Here is a 13,619-nt window from a genome sequence, read left to right on the forward strand (position 1 = left end):
CAAGACAGTTAAATGACAAGAGGATTTTGAGCATGGTTGGCAGGAGCATTCTGATTGTTGACGACGAAGCGCCCATTCGCGAGATGATCGCCGTTGCGTTGGAAATGGCCGGCTACGACTGCCTGGAGGCGGAGAACTCCCAGCAGGCCCATGCCATTATCGTCGACCGCAAGCCGGACCTGATCCTGCTCGACTGGATGCTCCCCGGCACCTCCGGCATCGAACTGGCCCGGCGCCTCAAGCGTGACGAGCTGACCGGGGATATCCCGATCATCATGCTCACCGCCAAGGGCGAAGAGGACAACAAGATCCAGGGTCTGGAAGTCGGCGCCGATGACTACATCACCAAGCCTTTCTCCCCTCGAGAGCTGGTCGCGCGCCTCAAAGCCGTACTGCGCCGGGCCGGTCCGACCGATGGCGAAGCGCCGATCGAAGTCGACGGCCTGATCCTGGACCCGATCAGCCACCGGGTAACCATCGACGGCAAGCCGGCCGAAATGGGCCCGACCGAATACCGCCTGCTGCAGTTTTTCATGACCCATCAGGAACGCGCCTACACCCGCGGCCAACTGCTGGACCAGGTGTGGGGCGGCAATGTGTACGTGGAGGAGCGCACGGTCGACGTGCATATCCGCCGCCTGCGCAAAGCCTTGGGCGATGCCTATGAGAATCTGGTACAAACCGTGCGCGGCACGGGCTACCGGTTTTCCACCAAGGGCTGAGCCGGGCCGCCGTCTCCTGACTTAACAGCTGACAAGGACGCATGTTCAAGTGAACCAAAACTGGCATGGCACCCTGATTCGCCACATGCTCCTGCTGATCACCGGTTGCCTGCTGGTCGGGCTGATCAGTGGTTATTACGGCTGGAGCCTGGCCATCGGCATCGCGCTGTACCTGGGCTGGACCCTCAAACAATTGCTGCGCCTGCACGAATGGCTGCGCCAGCACAAACCCGACGAAGCACCGCCCGACGGTTACGGCCTGTGGGGCGAGGTGTTCGACAGCATCTACCACCTGCAACGCCGCGACCAACGGGTGCGCGGGCGCCTGCAAGCGGTGATCGACCGGGTACAGGAGTCCACTGCCGCGCTCAAGGACGCGGTGATCATGCTCGACAGCGACGGCAACCTGGAATGGTGGAACCGCGCCGCCGAGACCCTGCTGGGCCTCAAGACGCCCCAGGACAGCGGCCAGCCGGTGACCAACCTGGTGCGCCATCCGCGCTTCAAGGAATACTTCGAGCAGGACAACTACGAAGAAGCCCTGGAAATCCCCTCGCCCACCAACGACCGCGTGCGTATCCAGCTGTACCTGACGCGCTACGGCAACAACGAGCACTTGATGCTGGTGCGCGACGTGACCCGCATCCATCAGTTGGAACAGATGCGCAAAGACTTCGTCGCCAACGTTTCCCACGAACTGCGCACACCGTTGACGGTGATCTGCGGCTATCTGGAGACGCTGCTCGACAATGTCGAGGCGATCAACCCGCGCTGGAGCCGTGCCCTGCAGCAAATGCAGCAGCAAGGCTCACGCATGCAAACCCTGCTCAACGACCTGTTGCTGCTGGCCAAGCTTGAAGCCACTGATTATCCGTCGGACAACCACCCCGTGGCCGTGCAGAGCCTGCTGTACACCATCAAGAATGACGCCAAGGCCCTGTCCGGCGAGCGCGGCCAGCACATTACCCTGGAAGCCGACCCGCTTGTGTTGCTCAAGGGCAGCGAAGGCGAGCTGCGCAGTGCGTTCTCCAACCTGGTGTTCAACGCGGTGAAATACACCCAGGACAACGGCAATATCCGCATCCGCTGGTGGGCTGACGCACACGGCGCGCACCTGAGCGTGCAGGATTCCGGTATCGGCATCGACGCCAAGCACCTGCCGCGCTTGACCGAACGCTTCTACCGCGTCGATTCCAGCCGCAACTCCAACACCGGCGGCACCGGGCTGGGCCTGGCGATCGTCAAGCATGTGCTGCTGCGCCATCGCGCCCGCCTGGAAATCAGCAGCGTGCTGGGGCACGGCAGCACGTTTACCTGCCACTTCCCCCCCGCGCAGGTGACCCGCTCGCAGGTGATCGGCACCGACGAATAACCCGCAGACGCCACAAGATAAAGGTGGGAGGGGGCTTGCTCCCGATAGCGGTGCAACAGTATGAGAAGTGCCGACTGACCCACCGCTATCGGGAGCAAGCCCCCTCCCACAGTGGATTTGCTTGGTTTTGGAGGGTGTATTCCAGGCCCCGCCCGGCAGTGAGTACTAGGCAAGCGCCCCGTCAGCCGCTACATTGGCCGACTTGGGCCTGCTTTTCAGGCCTGCTCCCCCCTTATTGAACATACGGAACCTGCAAAACCCCATCATGGACCCTTCCCCTGGTATCACCCTCGCTACACTTTTCGCCGATTTCGGCATGATTCTATTTGCACTGGTCCTGGTACTGCTCAACGGTTTCTTCGTTGCGGCGGAATTTGCCATGGTCAAACTGCGCTCGACGCGAGTCGAGGCCATCGCCCACACCAACGGCTGGCGCGGGCAGATCCTGCGCACCGTGCACAGCCAGCTCGACGCTTACCTGTCGGCCTGCCAGCTGGGCATCACCCTCGCCTCCCTGGGCCTGGGCTGGGTCGGTGAGCCGGCCTTCGCCCATATCCTCGAGCCGTTGCTGGGCGCCGCAGGCGTTGAGTCGCCGGAAGTGATCAAGGGCGTGTCGTTCTTTGCCGCCTTCTTCGTGATTTCCTACCTGCACATCGTGGTCGGTGAGCTGGCCCCCAAATCCTGGGCCATCCGCAAGCCCGAATTGCTGTCGCTGTGGACCGCCGTGCCGCTCTACCTGTTCTACTGGGCGATGTACCCGGCGATCTACCTGCTCAACGCCAGCGCCAATGCTATCTTGCGCATCGCAGGTCAAGGCGAGCCCGGCCCGCATCACGAACACCATTACAGCCGCGAAGAACTCAAGCTGATCCTGCACTCCAGCCGTGGCCAGGACCCCAGCGACCAAGGCATGCGTGTACTCGCCTCCGCCGTGGAAATGGGCGAACTGGAAGTGGTGGACTGGGCCAACTCCCGGGAAGACCTGGTCACCCTGGACTTCAACGCGCCCCTCAAGGAAATCCTCGCGCTGTTCCGCCGCCATAAATTCAGCCGTTACCCGGTGTATGACGCGGTGCGCAATGAGTTTGTGGGCCTGTTGCACATCAAGGACCTGCTACTTGAACTGGCGGCCCTGGACCATATCCCCGAGTCGTTCAACCTGGCCGAACTGACCCGCCCGCTGGAGCGCGTATCGCGCCACATGCCGTTGTCGCAGTTGCTGGAGCAGTTCCGCAAAGGCGGCGCGCACTTCGCCCTGGTGGAAGAAGCCGATGGCAAGATCATTGGCTACCTGACCATGGAAGACGTGCTGGAAGTGCTGGTGGGCGATATTCAGGACGAACACCGCAAGGCCGAGCGCGGCATCCTCGCCTACCAGCCGGGCAAGCTGCTGGTGCGTGGCGACACCCCACTGTTCAAGGTAGAGCGCCTGCTCGGCGTCGACCTGGACCACATCGAAGCCGAAACCCTGGCCGGCCTGATCTACGACACCCTGAAACGGGTGCCGGAAGAGGAAGAAGTGCTGGAGGTTGAAGGCTTGCGGATCATCATCAAGAAGATGAAAGGGCCGAAGATCGTGCTGGCCAAGGTGTTGATGCTGGATTGACTACCCATTGTGGGAGGGGGCTTGCTCCCGATAGCGGTGTGTCAGCCACCCGATACAGTGACTGATACTCCGCAATCGGGGGCAAGCCCCCTCCCACATTGGTTACTGGCCATCCTTCGGATCACGCACCCGGCACGAAATGCTTCTGCGCCGTGCCCCGCGCGATCAGGCGGGAGATGTAGTCCAGCTTCTGCGCATCCTGGTCGATAAACCGGAAGGTCAGCTGCAGCCAGTCGCTGTCGGGCTTGGGCTCGTAGGCAACGATTGCGTGCAGGTAGCCATTGAGGCGCGCCACTTCAGCGTTTTCGCCTTGCTCCAGGTCGAGCACGGCGCTTTCCAGCACCTGGGGCAGGACCTCACCGCGACGCACCACCAACAACGCCTCCTTGATGCTCAGCGCCTTGATCACGCATTGCTGGGTGCCGCTGGACAGGCGCAACTGGCCTTGACCACGTCCGCCGGCAGGCGAAGGGGCCGGGGCGGCGGTGACAGGCGCGCTGTTGAGCAGGCCCCTGCTCGGGGCTGCGGCCGCTGGTGCCGGCTTGACGGCGTCAGGCTTGCCACCGGTCAGCGCGCTCAGGGAGTCGTTGCCGAAGGCCGAGTTCATCTTGGTTGGCGCGCTGGCGATCAACGCGTCGAGGCGGCCGATCTTGTGCAGCGCCTGCTTGACCTTGTTCAGCAATTGTTCGTTGGTGAACGGCTTGCTGACGTAACCGGAAACCCCGGCCTGGATCGCCTGCACCACGTTTTCCTTGTCGCCGCGGCTGGTCACCATCACGAACGGCATGGCCTTCAGATGGGCTTGCTCGCGGCACCAGGTCAACAGCTCAAGCCCGGACATCTCCGGCATTTCCCAGTCGCACAGCACCAGGTCGAAAGACTCGCGCATCAGAATGGATTGCGCCTTCTTGCCGTTCACCGCATCTTCGATCTGGATCCCGGGGAAGTAATTGCGCAGGCACTTCTTCACCAGGTCGCGAATAAACGAGGCGTCATCCACCACCAACACACTGACTTTGCTCATCGACCCTTCATCCTATAAAACCTTGCTGGCAGTACGCCTGACTGATGGCAGTTTGCCAAAACTCTGCAGTCACGTTAGGACTTATTTGGCCCTATCCGCAATAAATTCCGCTCGCCGCAAACGAAAACGCCCGGCCAATGGCCGGGCGTTAATTTCTCGGGCAACCTTACTTATCGTCAGATTCGCTCGGAACATTAGGGATAAGATCAGCATTGCCTTCAACTTCGGCTTTCATGCGCTTGAGGCCCATGTGCCGAACGTCGGTGCCGCGCACCAGGTAAATCACCAATTCCGAGATATTGCGCGCATGGTCGCCGATGCGCTCCAGGGAGCGCAGCACCCAGATGATGCTCAAGACACGCGAGATAGAGCGCGGGTCTTCCATCATGTAGGTGGCCAGTTCACGCAGGGCGGTCTTGTATTCGCGATCGATGACCTTGTCGTACTGAGCCACCGACAGCGCCAGGTCCGCATCGAAGCGCGCAAACGCGTCGAGGGCATCGCGCACCATGTTGCGCACCTGGTCGCCGATATGGCGCACTTCCACGTAACCACGCGGCGCTTCGCCTTCTTCGCACAGCTGGATGGCGCGGCGGGCGATCTTGGTGGCTTCGTCGCCGATACGCTCGAGGTCGATCACCGACTTGGAGATGCTGATGATCAAGCGCAGGTCGGACGCCGCCGGTTGGCGCCGCGCCAGGATGCGCAGGCACTCCTCGTCGATGTTGCGTTCCATCTGGTTGATCTGGTCATCGATTTCACGCACTTGCTGGGCCAGGCCCGAGTCGGCCTCGATCAGCGCGGTGACCGCATCGTTGACTTGCTTCTCCACCAGGCCGCCCATCGCCAGGAGGTGGCTGCGCACTTCCTCAAGCTCGGCGTTGAACTGCGCGGAGATGTGGTGGGTAAGGCCTTCTTTGCTAATCATGTTGGCGTCCTTGGAGCGTCCGGTAAGGTGCGGAGAACCGCAGCGTCAGTGCAATCAGAACCACAGCTTCCTAGCCATAGCGACCGGTGATGTAGTCTTCGGTCTGCTTCTTCGCCGGATTGGTGAACAGGGTATCGGTATCGCCAAACTCCACCAGCTTGCCCATGTACATGAACGCGGTGTAGTCGGAAACCCGCGCCGCCTGCTGCATGTTGTGGGTCACGATGACGATGGTGAACTTGGACTTGAGCTCGTAGATCAGTTCTTCGACTTTGAGCGTCGAGATCGGGTCGAGCGCTGAGCACGGTTCGTCGAGCAACAGCACTTCAGGCTCCACGGCGATGGTGCGCGCGATCACCAGGCGCTGCTGCTGGCCGCCGGACAGGCCCAGGGCCGACTCGTGCAGACGGTCCTTGACCTCATCCCACAGCGCGGCTCCCTTGAGCGCCCATTCCACGGCTTCATCGAGGATGCGCTTCTTGTTGATGCCCTGGATGCGCAGGCCATAGACCACGTTTTCATAGATGGTCTTGGGAAACGGGTTGGGCTTCTGGAACACCATGCCCACCCGGCGGCGCAACTCGGCCACATCTTCGCCCTTGCGGTAGATGTTGGTGCCGTAGAGGTTGATCGCGCCTTCCACACGGCAACCGTCCACCAGGTCGTTCATGCGGTTGAAGGTGCGCAGCAATGTGGACTTGCCGCAGCCCGACGGGCCGATGAAGGCGGTCACGCGCTGCTTGGGGATGTTCATGCTGACGTCGAACAGCGCCTGCTTTTCACCGTAGTAGAGGCTCAGGCCGGGCACTTCGATGGCCACGGTTTCCTGGGCCAGACTCAGGCTCTGCTTGTCGCGACCCAGGGCAGACATGTTGATGCCGTGGGAATGGGTTTCATGTTGCATGGGATGCTCCCTGTGCTACCAATTCATTTCATTGAACCGCCGGGGGCGGCTTACTCAAATTCTGTGTATGGCGCGGTCCAATGTGGGAGGGGGCAATCCCCCTCCCACATTGGATCGTGTCAGCTGTCCAGCGCCTTGTACTTCTCGCGCAGGTGGTTACGTATCCACACCGCCGACAGGTTGAGCGTGGCGATCACCAGCACCAGCAGCAACGCGGTGGCGTACACCAGCGGCCGCGCCGCTTCAACGTTGGGGCTCTGGAAGCCGACGTCATAGATATGGAAGCCCAGGTGCATGATCTTCTGGTCAAGGTGCAGGTATGGGTAGTTACCGTCCAACGGCAGCGACGGGGCCAGCTTCACCACGCCGACCAGCATCAGCGGCGCCACTTCACCGGCGGCACGGGCCACGGCGAGGATCATGCCGGTCATCATCGCCGGGCTGGCCATCGGCAGCACGATCTTCCATAGCGTCTCCGCCTTGGTCGCGCCGAGTGCCAGGGACCCTTCACGCACGGTGCGAGGTATGCGCGCCAGGCCTTCTTCAGTCGCCACGATCACCACCGGCACCGCCAGCAGCGCCAGGGTCAGCGAGGCCCAGAGCAGGCCCGGCGTGCCGAAGGTCGGCGCCGGCAAGGCTTCGGCGAAGAACAGCCGATCCACCGAGCCACCCAGTACATACACGAAGAAGCCCAGGCCGAACACGCCGTAAACGATGGCCGGCACGCCCGCCAGGTTGTTGACCGCGATGCGGATGATCCGCGTCAGGGCGTTCTGCTTGGCGTACTCACGCAGGTACACCGCCGCCAGCACGCCGAACGGCGTCACGATCATCGCCATGATCAGGGTCATCATCACGGTGCCGAAGATCGCCGGGAAGATCCCGCCTTCGGTGTTGGCTTCCCGTGGGTCGTCGCTCAAGAACTCCCAGACCTTGCTGAAGTAGAAGCCGATCTTGGTCATCGTGCCCATGGCGTTCGGCTGGTAGGCATGCACCACCTTGCCGATGCCGATTTCGATTTCCTTGCCGTTGCCGTCACGAGCCGTCAGCGCGTCACGGTTGAACTGCGCGTGCAGGTCGGCCAGGCGCGCTTCGATGTCCTGATAGCGGGCATTCAGTTCGGCGCGGTCGGCGTCCATGTCGGCTTGGGCGGCGGCGTCGAGCTTGCCTTCCAGTTCCAGCTTGCGGCCGTGCAGGCGGACGCGCTCCAGCCCGGCGTTGATCGCGCCGATATCGGTTTTTTCCAGGCTCTTGAGCTGGGCGGCGAGCTTGTTGACCCGATCTACGCGAGCTTGCAGCTCCGGCCACGCGGCCTCGCCTTCGGCGACGACCTTGCCGTCCTGCTTGACGTTGACCAGGGTGCCGTAGAAGTTACCCCACTCACGTCGCTCGATGGTCATCAACTGCACCGGTTTGGTCTGGTCCTTCAACCATTCACCGACGATCCAGGTGAAATCATTGCCGTTCAAGTCGCGGTTGCCGACCTTGATCAGCTCGCGAGTCATGAACTCCGGCCCCTCGTCGGGCACCGGCAGGCCAGCGCTTTTCAGGCGCTCGCGGGGGACTTCTTCCTTCTGCACCACTTCGCCGATGACGATATGGTTTTCCTGGCCCGGCACGTTGTAGTTGGCCTGGATCAGGTCAGCCGGCCAGAAGTGGCCCAAACCGCGCACCGCAATCACCGCCAGCAAACCCAGGGTCATGATGACCGCGATGGACACCGCGCCACCGCTGATCCAGACGCCCGGGGCGCCGCTCTTGAACCATCCATTCAGGGAGTTCTGTTTCACAGACTTCTACCTTTCTTAAAGCGACGAGTATTTCTTGCGCAGACGCTGACGAATCAGCTCGGCGAGGGTGTTCATGATGAACGTGAACAGCAGCAGCACCAGCGCCGAGAGGAACAGCACGCGGTAGTGACTGCCGCCTACTTCCGACTCGGGCATTTCCACCGCGACGTTGGCCGCCAACGTGCGCAGGCCTTCGAACAGGTTCATCTCCATCACCGGCGTGTTACCGGTGGCCATCAGCACGATCATGGTCTCGCCGACCGCGCGGCCCATGCCGATCATCAGGGCAGAGAAGATGCCCGGGCTGGCGGTGAGGATGACCACGCGGGTCATGGTCTGCCATGGCGTGGCGCCCAGGGCCAGGGAGCCCAGGGTCAGGCCGCGCGGCACACTGAACACGGCGTCTTCGGCGATGGAGTAGATGTTCGGGATCACCGCAAAGCCCATGGCCAGGCCGACCACTAGGGCGTTGCGCTGGTCGTAGGTGATGCCCAGGTCGTGGGAGATCCACATGCGCATGTCACCGCCGAAGAACCAGGTTTCCAGGTACGGGCTCATGTACAGCGAGAGCCAGCCCACGAACAGGATCACCGGGATCAGGATCGCGCTTTCCCAGCCATCGGGAACGCGCAGGCGGATCGACTCAGGCAAGCGGCTGAACACAAAGCCGGCCACCAGGATGCCGATCGGCAACAGCATCAGCAGGCTGAAAATCCCCGGCAAGTGCCCTTCCACATAGGGCGCCAGGAACAGGCCGGCGAAGAAGCCGAGGATCACCGTCGGCATCGCTTCCATCAACTCGATCACCGGCTTGACCTTGCGGCGCAGGGTCGGGGCCATGAAGTAAGCCGTGTAGATGGCGGCGGCAACGGCCAGCGGCGCGGCGAGCAACATCGCGTAGAACGCGGCCTTCAGCGTACCGAAGGTCAGCGGTGCCAGGCTCATCTTGGGTTCGAAGTCGGTGTTGGCGGCGGTCGATTGCCAGACGTATTTAGGCTCGTCGTAGTTCTCGTACCAGACCTTGCTCCACAGCGCGCTCCAGGACACTTCCGGGTGCGGATTGTCGAGCAGCAGCGGTTGCAGCTTGCCACCGGCCTCGACGATCACGCGGTTGGCCCGTGGTGACAGGCCGAACACGCCCTGGCCGTCGACCACCGGGTCGACCAGCAAGGTGCGGTGCGCGGTGCTGTGGAACACGCCGAACTGGCCGGAAGCGTCGAGGGCGGTGAAGCCTTTGCGACGTTCCTCAGCCGTGATTTCCACGATGGGCGCAGTGCCCATCTGGAAGGTCCGGATTTGCTTCAGGCGCTGCTCGCCATCCGGGTCGCGGGCCATGAACCACTGGGCCAGGCCACCTTTGGAGTTACCGACGATCAGCGAGATGCCGCCCACCAGCTGGGTGCTGGCGGTGACTTCGGCATTGCCGTCTTCAAGCAGTTTGTAGCGACCGTTGAGGCTCTTGTCGCGCAGGCTGAACACATCGGCCAGGGCGCGACCGTTGATCACATACAACCATTGCTGGCGCGGGTCGATGAAGATCGCCTTCACCGGCTCGGTCATTTGCGGCAGTTCGACACGCTTCTGCTCGCTGGTGACTTCGCCGGTCATCATGTTTTCTTCACGGCTCAGGGTCAGCACGTTCAAGTGCGAACCGGCCGAGCCGGCCACCACCAGGGAGGTATCGGTGGCATTGAGCGCGACGTGCTCCAACGGGCGGCCGGCCTCATCCAGTACGATCGGCGTTTCACCGTAGGGGTATTCGATCGCAGGGCTGATGGTTTTCTTGCCGTCCGGGTAGGACACCTTGTAGGTGTGGCGGAACACCATGGACTGGCCGTTGGACAGACCCAGGATCACCAACGGGCTGCCCGGCTGGTCTTCACCGATGGACACCACCTGGGTACCGGCCGGCAGTGGCAGGTCGACGCGCTTGAGTTCAGCGCCAGTGTCGACTTCAAAGAACAGCGCCTGGCCCTTGTCGGAAACCCGCATGGCGACCTGGTTCTGTTCTTCAAGCGAGATCAGCAAGGGCTTGCCGGCGTCCTGCATCCAGGCGGGCGTCAGCGCGTCTTCCTTGGTCAGCGAGGCGCCCTGGAACAGCGGCGCAACGACATAGGCGAGGAAGAAGAAAATCAGGGTAATGGCAGCCAGCACGGCGAGACCGCCGACCAGTACATACCAACGGGTGAAACGATCCTTGAGCGCGCGAATGCGGCGCTTGCGTTGCAGCTCAGGCGTATTGAAATCAATGCGCTTGGGGGGAGAAGTCGTCGTCATGGTGGAATTGGCCAGATCATTCATGCGCACACCCTAGCGATCCTGTATGACAGAAAGATGACAATGCAGTGACGCAAGAAATCCGCCGCGTAGCAAAGCTGGCAGCGGACACAAAAATTAGGAGTTTCTGTAGGAGCGAGCTTGCTCGCGAAGATCGTCAACGATAACGCGCCGTTTCTGGATAAACGCGGCGCCCTGTCGCCTTTCGCGAGCAAGCTCGCTCCTACAGAAGGCCGGTTTTACCCCGCCCAGCTACTTAGTTGCCTTCTTTCAGACCCAGGTCAGCCAGGGCCTTGGCGGCCACTTTGGCTGGCAGTGGGATGTAGCCATCCTTGACCACCACTTCCTGGCCCTGCTTGGACAGCACCAGTTTCACGAACTCAGCTTCCAGCGGAGCCAGCGGCTTGTTCGGAGCTTTGTTGACGTACACATAGAGGAAACGCGACAGCGGATACTTGCCATTGAGGGCGTTTTCTTCAGTGTCTTCGATGAAGTCAGTGCTGCCTTTCTTGGCCAACGCCACGGTCTTCACGCTGGCGGTCTTGTAGCCGATGCCCGAGTAACCGACGCCGTTCAGCGAGGAGCTGATCGACTGCACGACCGAAGCCGAACCCGGTTGTTCGTTCACGTTAGGCTTGTAGTCGCCTTTGCACAGGGCTTCTTCCTTGAAGTAGCCGTAAGTGCCGGATACCGAGTTGCGACCGAACAGTTGCACCGGCTTGTTGGCCAGATCGCCAGTCACGCCCAGGTCACCCCAGGTTTTCACGTCGGCTTTGGCGCCGCACAGACGCGTCGAGGAGAAGATCGCGTCGACCTGTTCCATGGTCAGGTGCTGGATCGGGTTGTCCTTGTGCACGAAGACCGCCAGGGCGTCCACGGCAACCGGGATAGCGGTTGGCTTGTAGCCGTACTTCTGCTCGAAGGCCGCCAGTTCCGTGTCCTTCATCTTGCGGCTCATCGGACCCAGGTTGGAGGTGCCTTCAGTCAGCGCAGGTGGCGCAGTGGCGGAGCCGGCAGCTTGAATCTGAATGTTGACGTTCGGGTATTCCTTTTTGTAACCCTCGGCCCACAGGGTCATCAGGTTGGCCAGGGTATCGGAACCGACGCTGGACAAGTTGCCCGACACACCAGTGGTCTTCACGTAAGCCGGGATGGCCGGGTCAACACCAGCAGCCACCGCGTTGGCAGTTGCAACGCCAGCAGCGACGAACGTCATTGCCGCCATCAAACGCTTCAGTTTCATGCCTTACTCCTAGCAGATAGGGATAGTTGGATCGGGGCCAAGTATCGGTAGGCCGTGTGAACACTCTATGTCTGGAATGTGACAATTAGATGAAAGGCCAGTATTGGCAGCGAGGGCTTATTAGGAGGGGAAGGCTTGAAATGCGGGGGTGAGACGCTGAAATACGAAAATTCAGAAACACACTGTAATCATTGGTTAAGCACATTCGTCGTGGCGAGGGAGCTTGCTCCCGCTGGACTGCGCAGCAGGCCCATTTTTTCAGGGCCGCTGCGCGCCCCAGCGGGAGCAAGCTCCCTCGCCACGAAGGGATCTGTTTACCGACCGCGTTTCCACAGGTAACCGCCCACCACCATACCCATCACACACAGTACGGCGACATAGTAAGCAGGCCCCATCGGGCTCTCCTTCATCAGCAGCGACACCGCCAGCGGCGTCAGCCCGCCGAACACGGCGTAGGCCACGTTGTAGGAAAACGACAAGCCGCTGAAGCGCACCACCGGCGGGAAAGCTTTCACCATCACATAAGGCACCACGCCGATAGTGCCTACAAACAGGCCGGTCAAGGCGTACAGCGGGAACAGCCAGTCCGGATGGGCCATCAGGCTGTGATAAAGCGTCCAGGAGGTGGCCAGCAGTAAGGCGCAACCGCTGATCAGCACTCGGCCGGCGCCGAAGCGGTCGGCCAGTGCGCCGGCGGCGATGCAACCCAGGCTCAGGGTGACAATGGCCAGGCTGTTGGCCTGCAACGCCACCGTGGGGCTGAAGTGGTAGACGGTCTGCAGCACGGTCGGGGTCATCAGGATGACCACCACGACGCCCGCCGACAGCAGCCAGGTCAGCAGCATCGATAACACGATAGCGCCACGGTGATCGCGCAGTACCGCGCGCAACGGCAGCTCGGCGGCCAGGGTCTTGCGTTGCTGCATTTCGGCGAAGATCGGTGTTTCATGCAGCCAGCGGCGCAGGTACACCGACAGCAAACCGAACACACCGCCGAGCAGGAACGGAATACGCCAGGCAAACTCTGAAACCTGCTCCGGGCTGTAGATCGAGTTGATCGCCGTGGCCACCAGCGAACCCAGCAATATACCCGCGGTGAGGCCGCTGGTCAGGGTGCCACAGGCGTAGCCGATATGGCGTGGCGGGACGTGTTCGGAGACGAATACCCAGGCGCCAGGTACTTCACCGCCAATCGCCGCGCCTTGGATGATGCGCATCAGCAGCAGCAGGAGCGGCGCCCACAAGCCGATCTGCGCGTAGGTCGGCAGCAGACCCATGATCAAGGTCGGCACGGCCATCATGAAGATGCTCAGGGTGAACATTTTCTTGCGGCCCAGCAGGTCGCCGAAGTGCGCCATGATAATCCCGCCCAGGGGGCGCGCCAGGTAGCCGGCGGCGAAGATGCCGAATGTCTGCATCATGCGCAGCCATTCGGGCATGTCGACGGGGAAGAACAGTTTTCCGACCACCGTGGCGAAAAACACGAAAATGATGAAGTCGTAGAACTCCAGCGCCCCGCCCAAGGCAGACAGCGACAGGGTTTTGTAGTCGTTGCGGGTCAGCGGGCGCGAAGGTTGCGCGCTGCTTGCGGGCACGGAGGACATGGCAAGGCTTCTCTTATAGTAGTCATCGTAAAGGACTGCGCGCCTGTGACTTGCGGCGGGTTTGGCAAGATAGCAAATCGCTTGAAAAAGCACAGCGCCATGAGAACAGTTGCGCGCAAAAGCCCCGATACAGCGTCTATTTACCGACC

10 protein-coding genes are annotated in these 13,619 nt (G+C 61.5%); 3 read left to right on the top strand and 7 right to left on the bottom strand.

The window, feature by feature from the left end:
- Window positions 1-32 precede the first annotated feature (32 nt).
- The 3 genes from phoB (at window position 33) to C4J86_RS26265 (ending at window position 3,700) form a co-directional block, all read left to right on the top strand.
- On the top strand, window positions 33-722 hold the full coding sequence (gene phoB / locus C4J86_RS26255) for a phosphate regulon transcriptional regulator PhoB (protein ID WP_003195617.1): 690 nt from the start codon (window positions 33-35) through the stop codon (window positions 720-722).
- An 85-nt stretch (window positions 723-807) separates the two neighbouring features.
- On the top strand, window positions 808-2,094 hold the full coding sequence (gene phoR / locus C4J86_RS26260; RefSeq protein ID WP_256657513.1) for a phosphate regulon sensor histidine kinase PhoR: 1,287 nt from the start codon (window positions 808-810) through the stop codon (window positions 2,092-2,094).
- 265 nt (window positions 2,095-2,359) lie between these two features.
- Entirely contained in the window at window positions 2,360-3,700 is a 1,341-nt protein-coding gene (locus C4J86_RS26265; protein ID WP_124365015.1) for a hemolysin family protein, read from the top strand.
- Window positions 3,701-3,821: 121 nt separating this feature from the next.
- Here the strand turns inward: C4J86_RS26265 and C4J86_RS26270 are convergent, their stop codons facing one another.
- The 7 genes from C4J86_RS26270 to C4J86_RS26310 form a co-directional block, all read right to left on the bottom strand.
- A complete protein-coding gene (locus C4J86_RS26270; protein WP_124372310.1) occupies window positions 3,822-4,724 on the bottom strand; it encodes a response regulator in 903 nt (300 codons plus the stop codon).
- 166 nt (window positions 4,725-4,890) lie between these two features.
- Window positions 4,891-5,652 (bottom strand): phosphate signaling complex protein PhoU, encoded by a 762-nt coding sequence (phoU, locus tag C4J86_RS26275; protein WP_124372311.1) that lies wholly within the window; start codon window positions 5,650-5,652, stop codon window positions 4,891-4,893.
- Between the two features lie 70 nt (window positions 5,653-5,722).
- Window positions 5,723-6,556: a phosphate ABC transporter ATP-binding protein PstB gene (gene pstB, locus C4J86_RS26280; RefSeq protein WP_048723523.1), complete on the bottom strand. Its 834-nt coding sequence runs from the start codon at window positions 6,554-6,556 to the stop codon at window positions 5,723-5,725.
- Between the two features lie 119 nt (window positions 6,557-6,675).
- Entirely contained in the window at window positions 6,676-8,346 is a 1,671-nt protein-coding gene (pstA, locus tag C4J86_RS26285) for a phosphate ABC transporter permease PstA (protein ID WP_124372312.1), read from the bottom strand.
- A 15-nt stretch (window positions 8,347-8,361) separates the two neighbouring features.
- Window positions 8,362-10,395 (bottom strand): ABC transporter permease subunit, encoded by a 2,034-nt coding sequence (locus C4J86_RS26290; protein WP_164487700.1) that lies wholly within the window; start codon window positions 10,393-10,395, stop codon window positions 8,362-8,364.
- Window positions 10,396-10,879: 484 nt separating this feature from the next.
- Window positions 10,880-11,866, bottom strand: a complete 987-nt coding sequence (locus tag C4J86_RS26300) for a phosphate ABC transporter substrate-binding protein PstS (RefSeq protein ID WP_124365019.1) — start codon at window positions 11,864-11,866, stop codon at window positions 10,880-10,882.
- A gap of 314 nt (window positions 11,867-12,180) precedes the next feature.
- Entirely contained in the window at window positions 12,181-13,470 is a 1,290-nt protein-coding gene (locus tag C4J86_RS26310; protein ID WP_124365020.1) for an MFS transporter, read from the bottom strand.
- Between the last annotated feature and the right edge of the window lie 149 nt (window positions 13,471-13,619).

Origin of the sequence: Pseudomonas sp. R2-7-07, from assembly GCF_003852355.1 — a bacterium.
Classification (GTDB): domain Bacteria; phylum Pseudomonadota; class Gammaproteobacteria; order Pseudomonadales; family Pseudomonadaceae; genus Aquipseudomonas.

Excerpts from the sequence above, each read along its gene's own strand:
- C4J86_RS26310 (WP_124365020.1), bottom strand. The coding sequence starts at position 13,470 with ATGTCCTCCGTGCCCGCAAGCAGCGCGCAACCTTCGCGCCCGCTGACC.
- C4J86_RS26265 (WP_124365015.1), top strand. The coding sequence starts at position 2,360 with ATGGACCCTTCCCCTGGTATCACCCTCGCTACACTTTTCGCCGATTTC.
- pstB (WP_048723523.1), bottom strand. The coding sequence starts at position 6,556 with ATGCAACATGAAACCCATTCCCACGGCATCAACATGTCTGCCCTGGGT.
- phoB (WP_003195617.1), top strand. The coding sequence starts at position 33 with ATGGTTGGCAGGAGCATTCTGATTGTTGACGACGAAGCGCCCATTCGC.
- C4J86_RS26270 (WP_124372310.1), bottom strand. The coding sequence starts at position 4,724 with ATGAGCAAAGTCAGTGTGTTGGTGGTGGATGACGCCTCGTTTATTCGC.
- C4J86_RS26290 (WP_164487700.1), bottom strand. The coding sequence starts at position 10,395 with ATGCAGGACGCCGGCAAGCCCTTGCTGATCTCGCTTGAAGAACAGAAC.
- phoR (WP_256657513.1), top strand. The coding sequence starts at position 808 with ATGCTCCTGCTGATCACCGGTTGCCTGCTGGTCGGGCTGATCAGTGGT.
- C4J86_RS26300 (WP_124365019.1), bottom strand. The coding sequence starts at position 11,866 with ATGAAACTGAAGCGTTTGATGGCGGCAATGACGTTCGTCGCTGCTGGC.
- phoU (WP_124372311.1), bottom strand. The coding sequence starts at position 5,652 with ATGATTAGCAAAGAAGGCCTTACCCACCACATCTCCGCGCAGTTCAAC.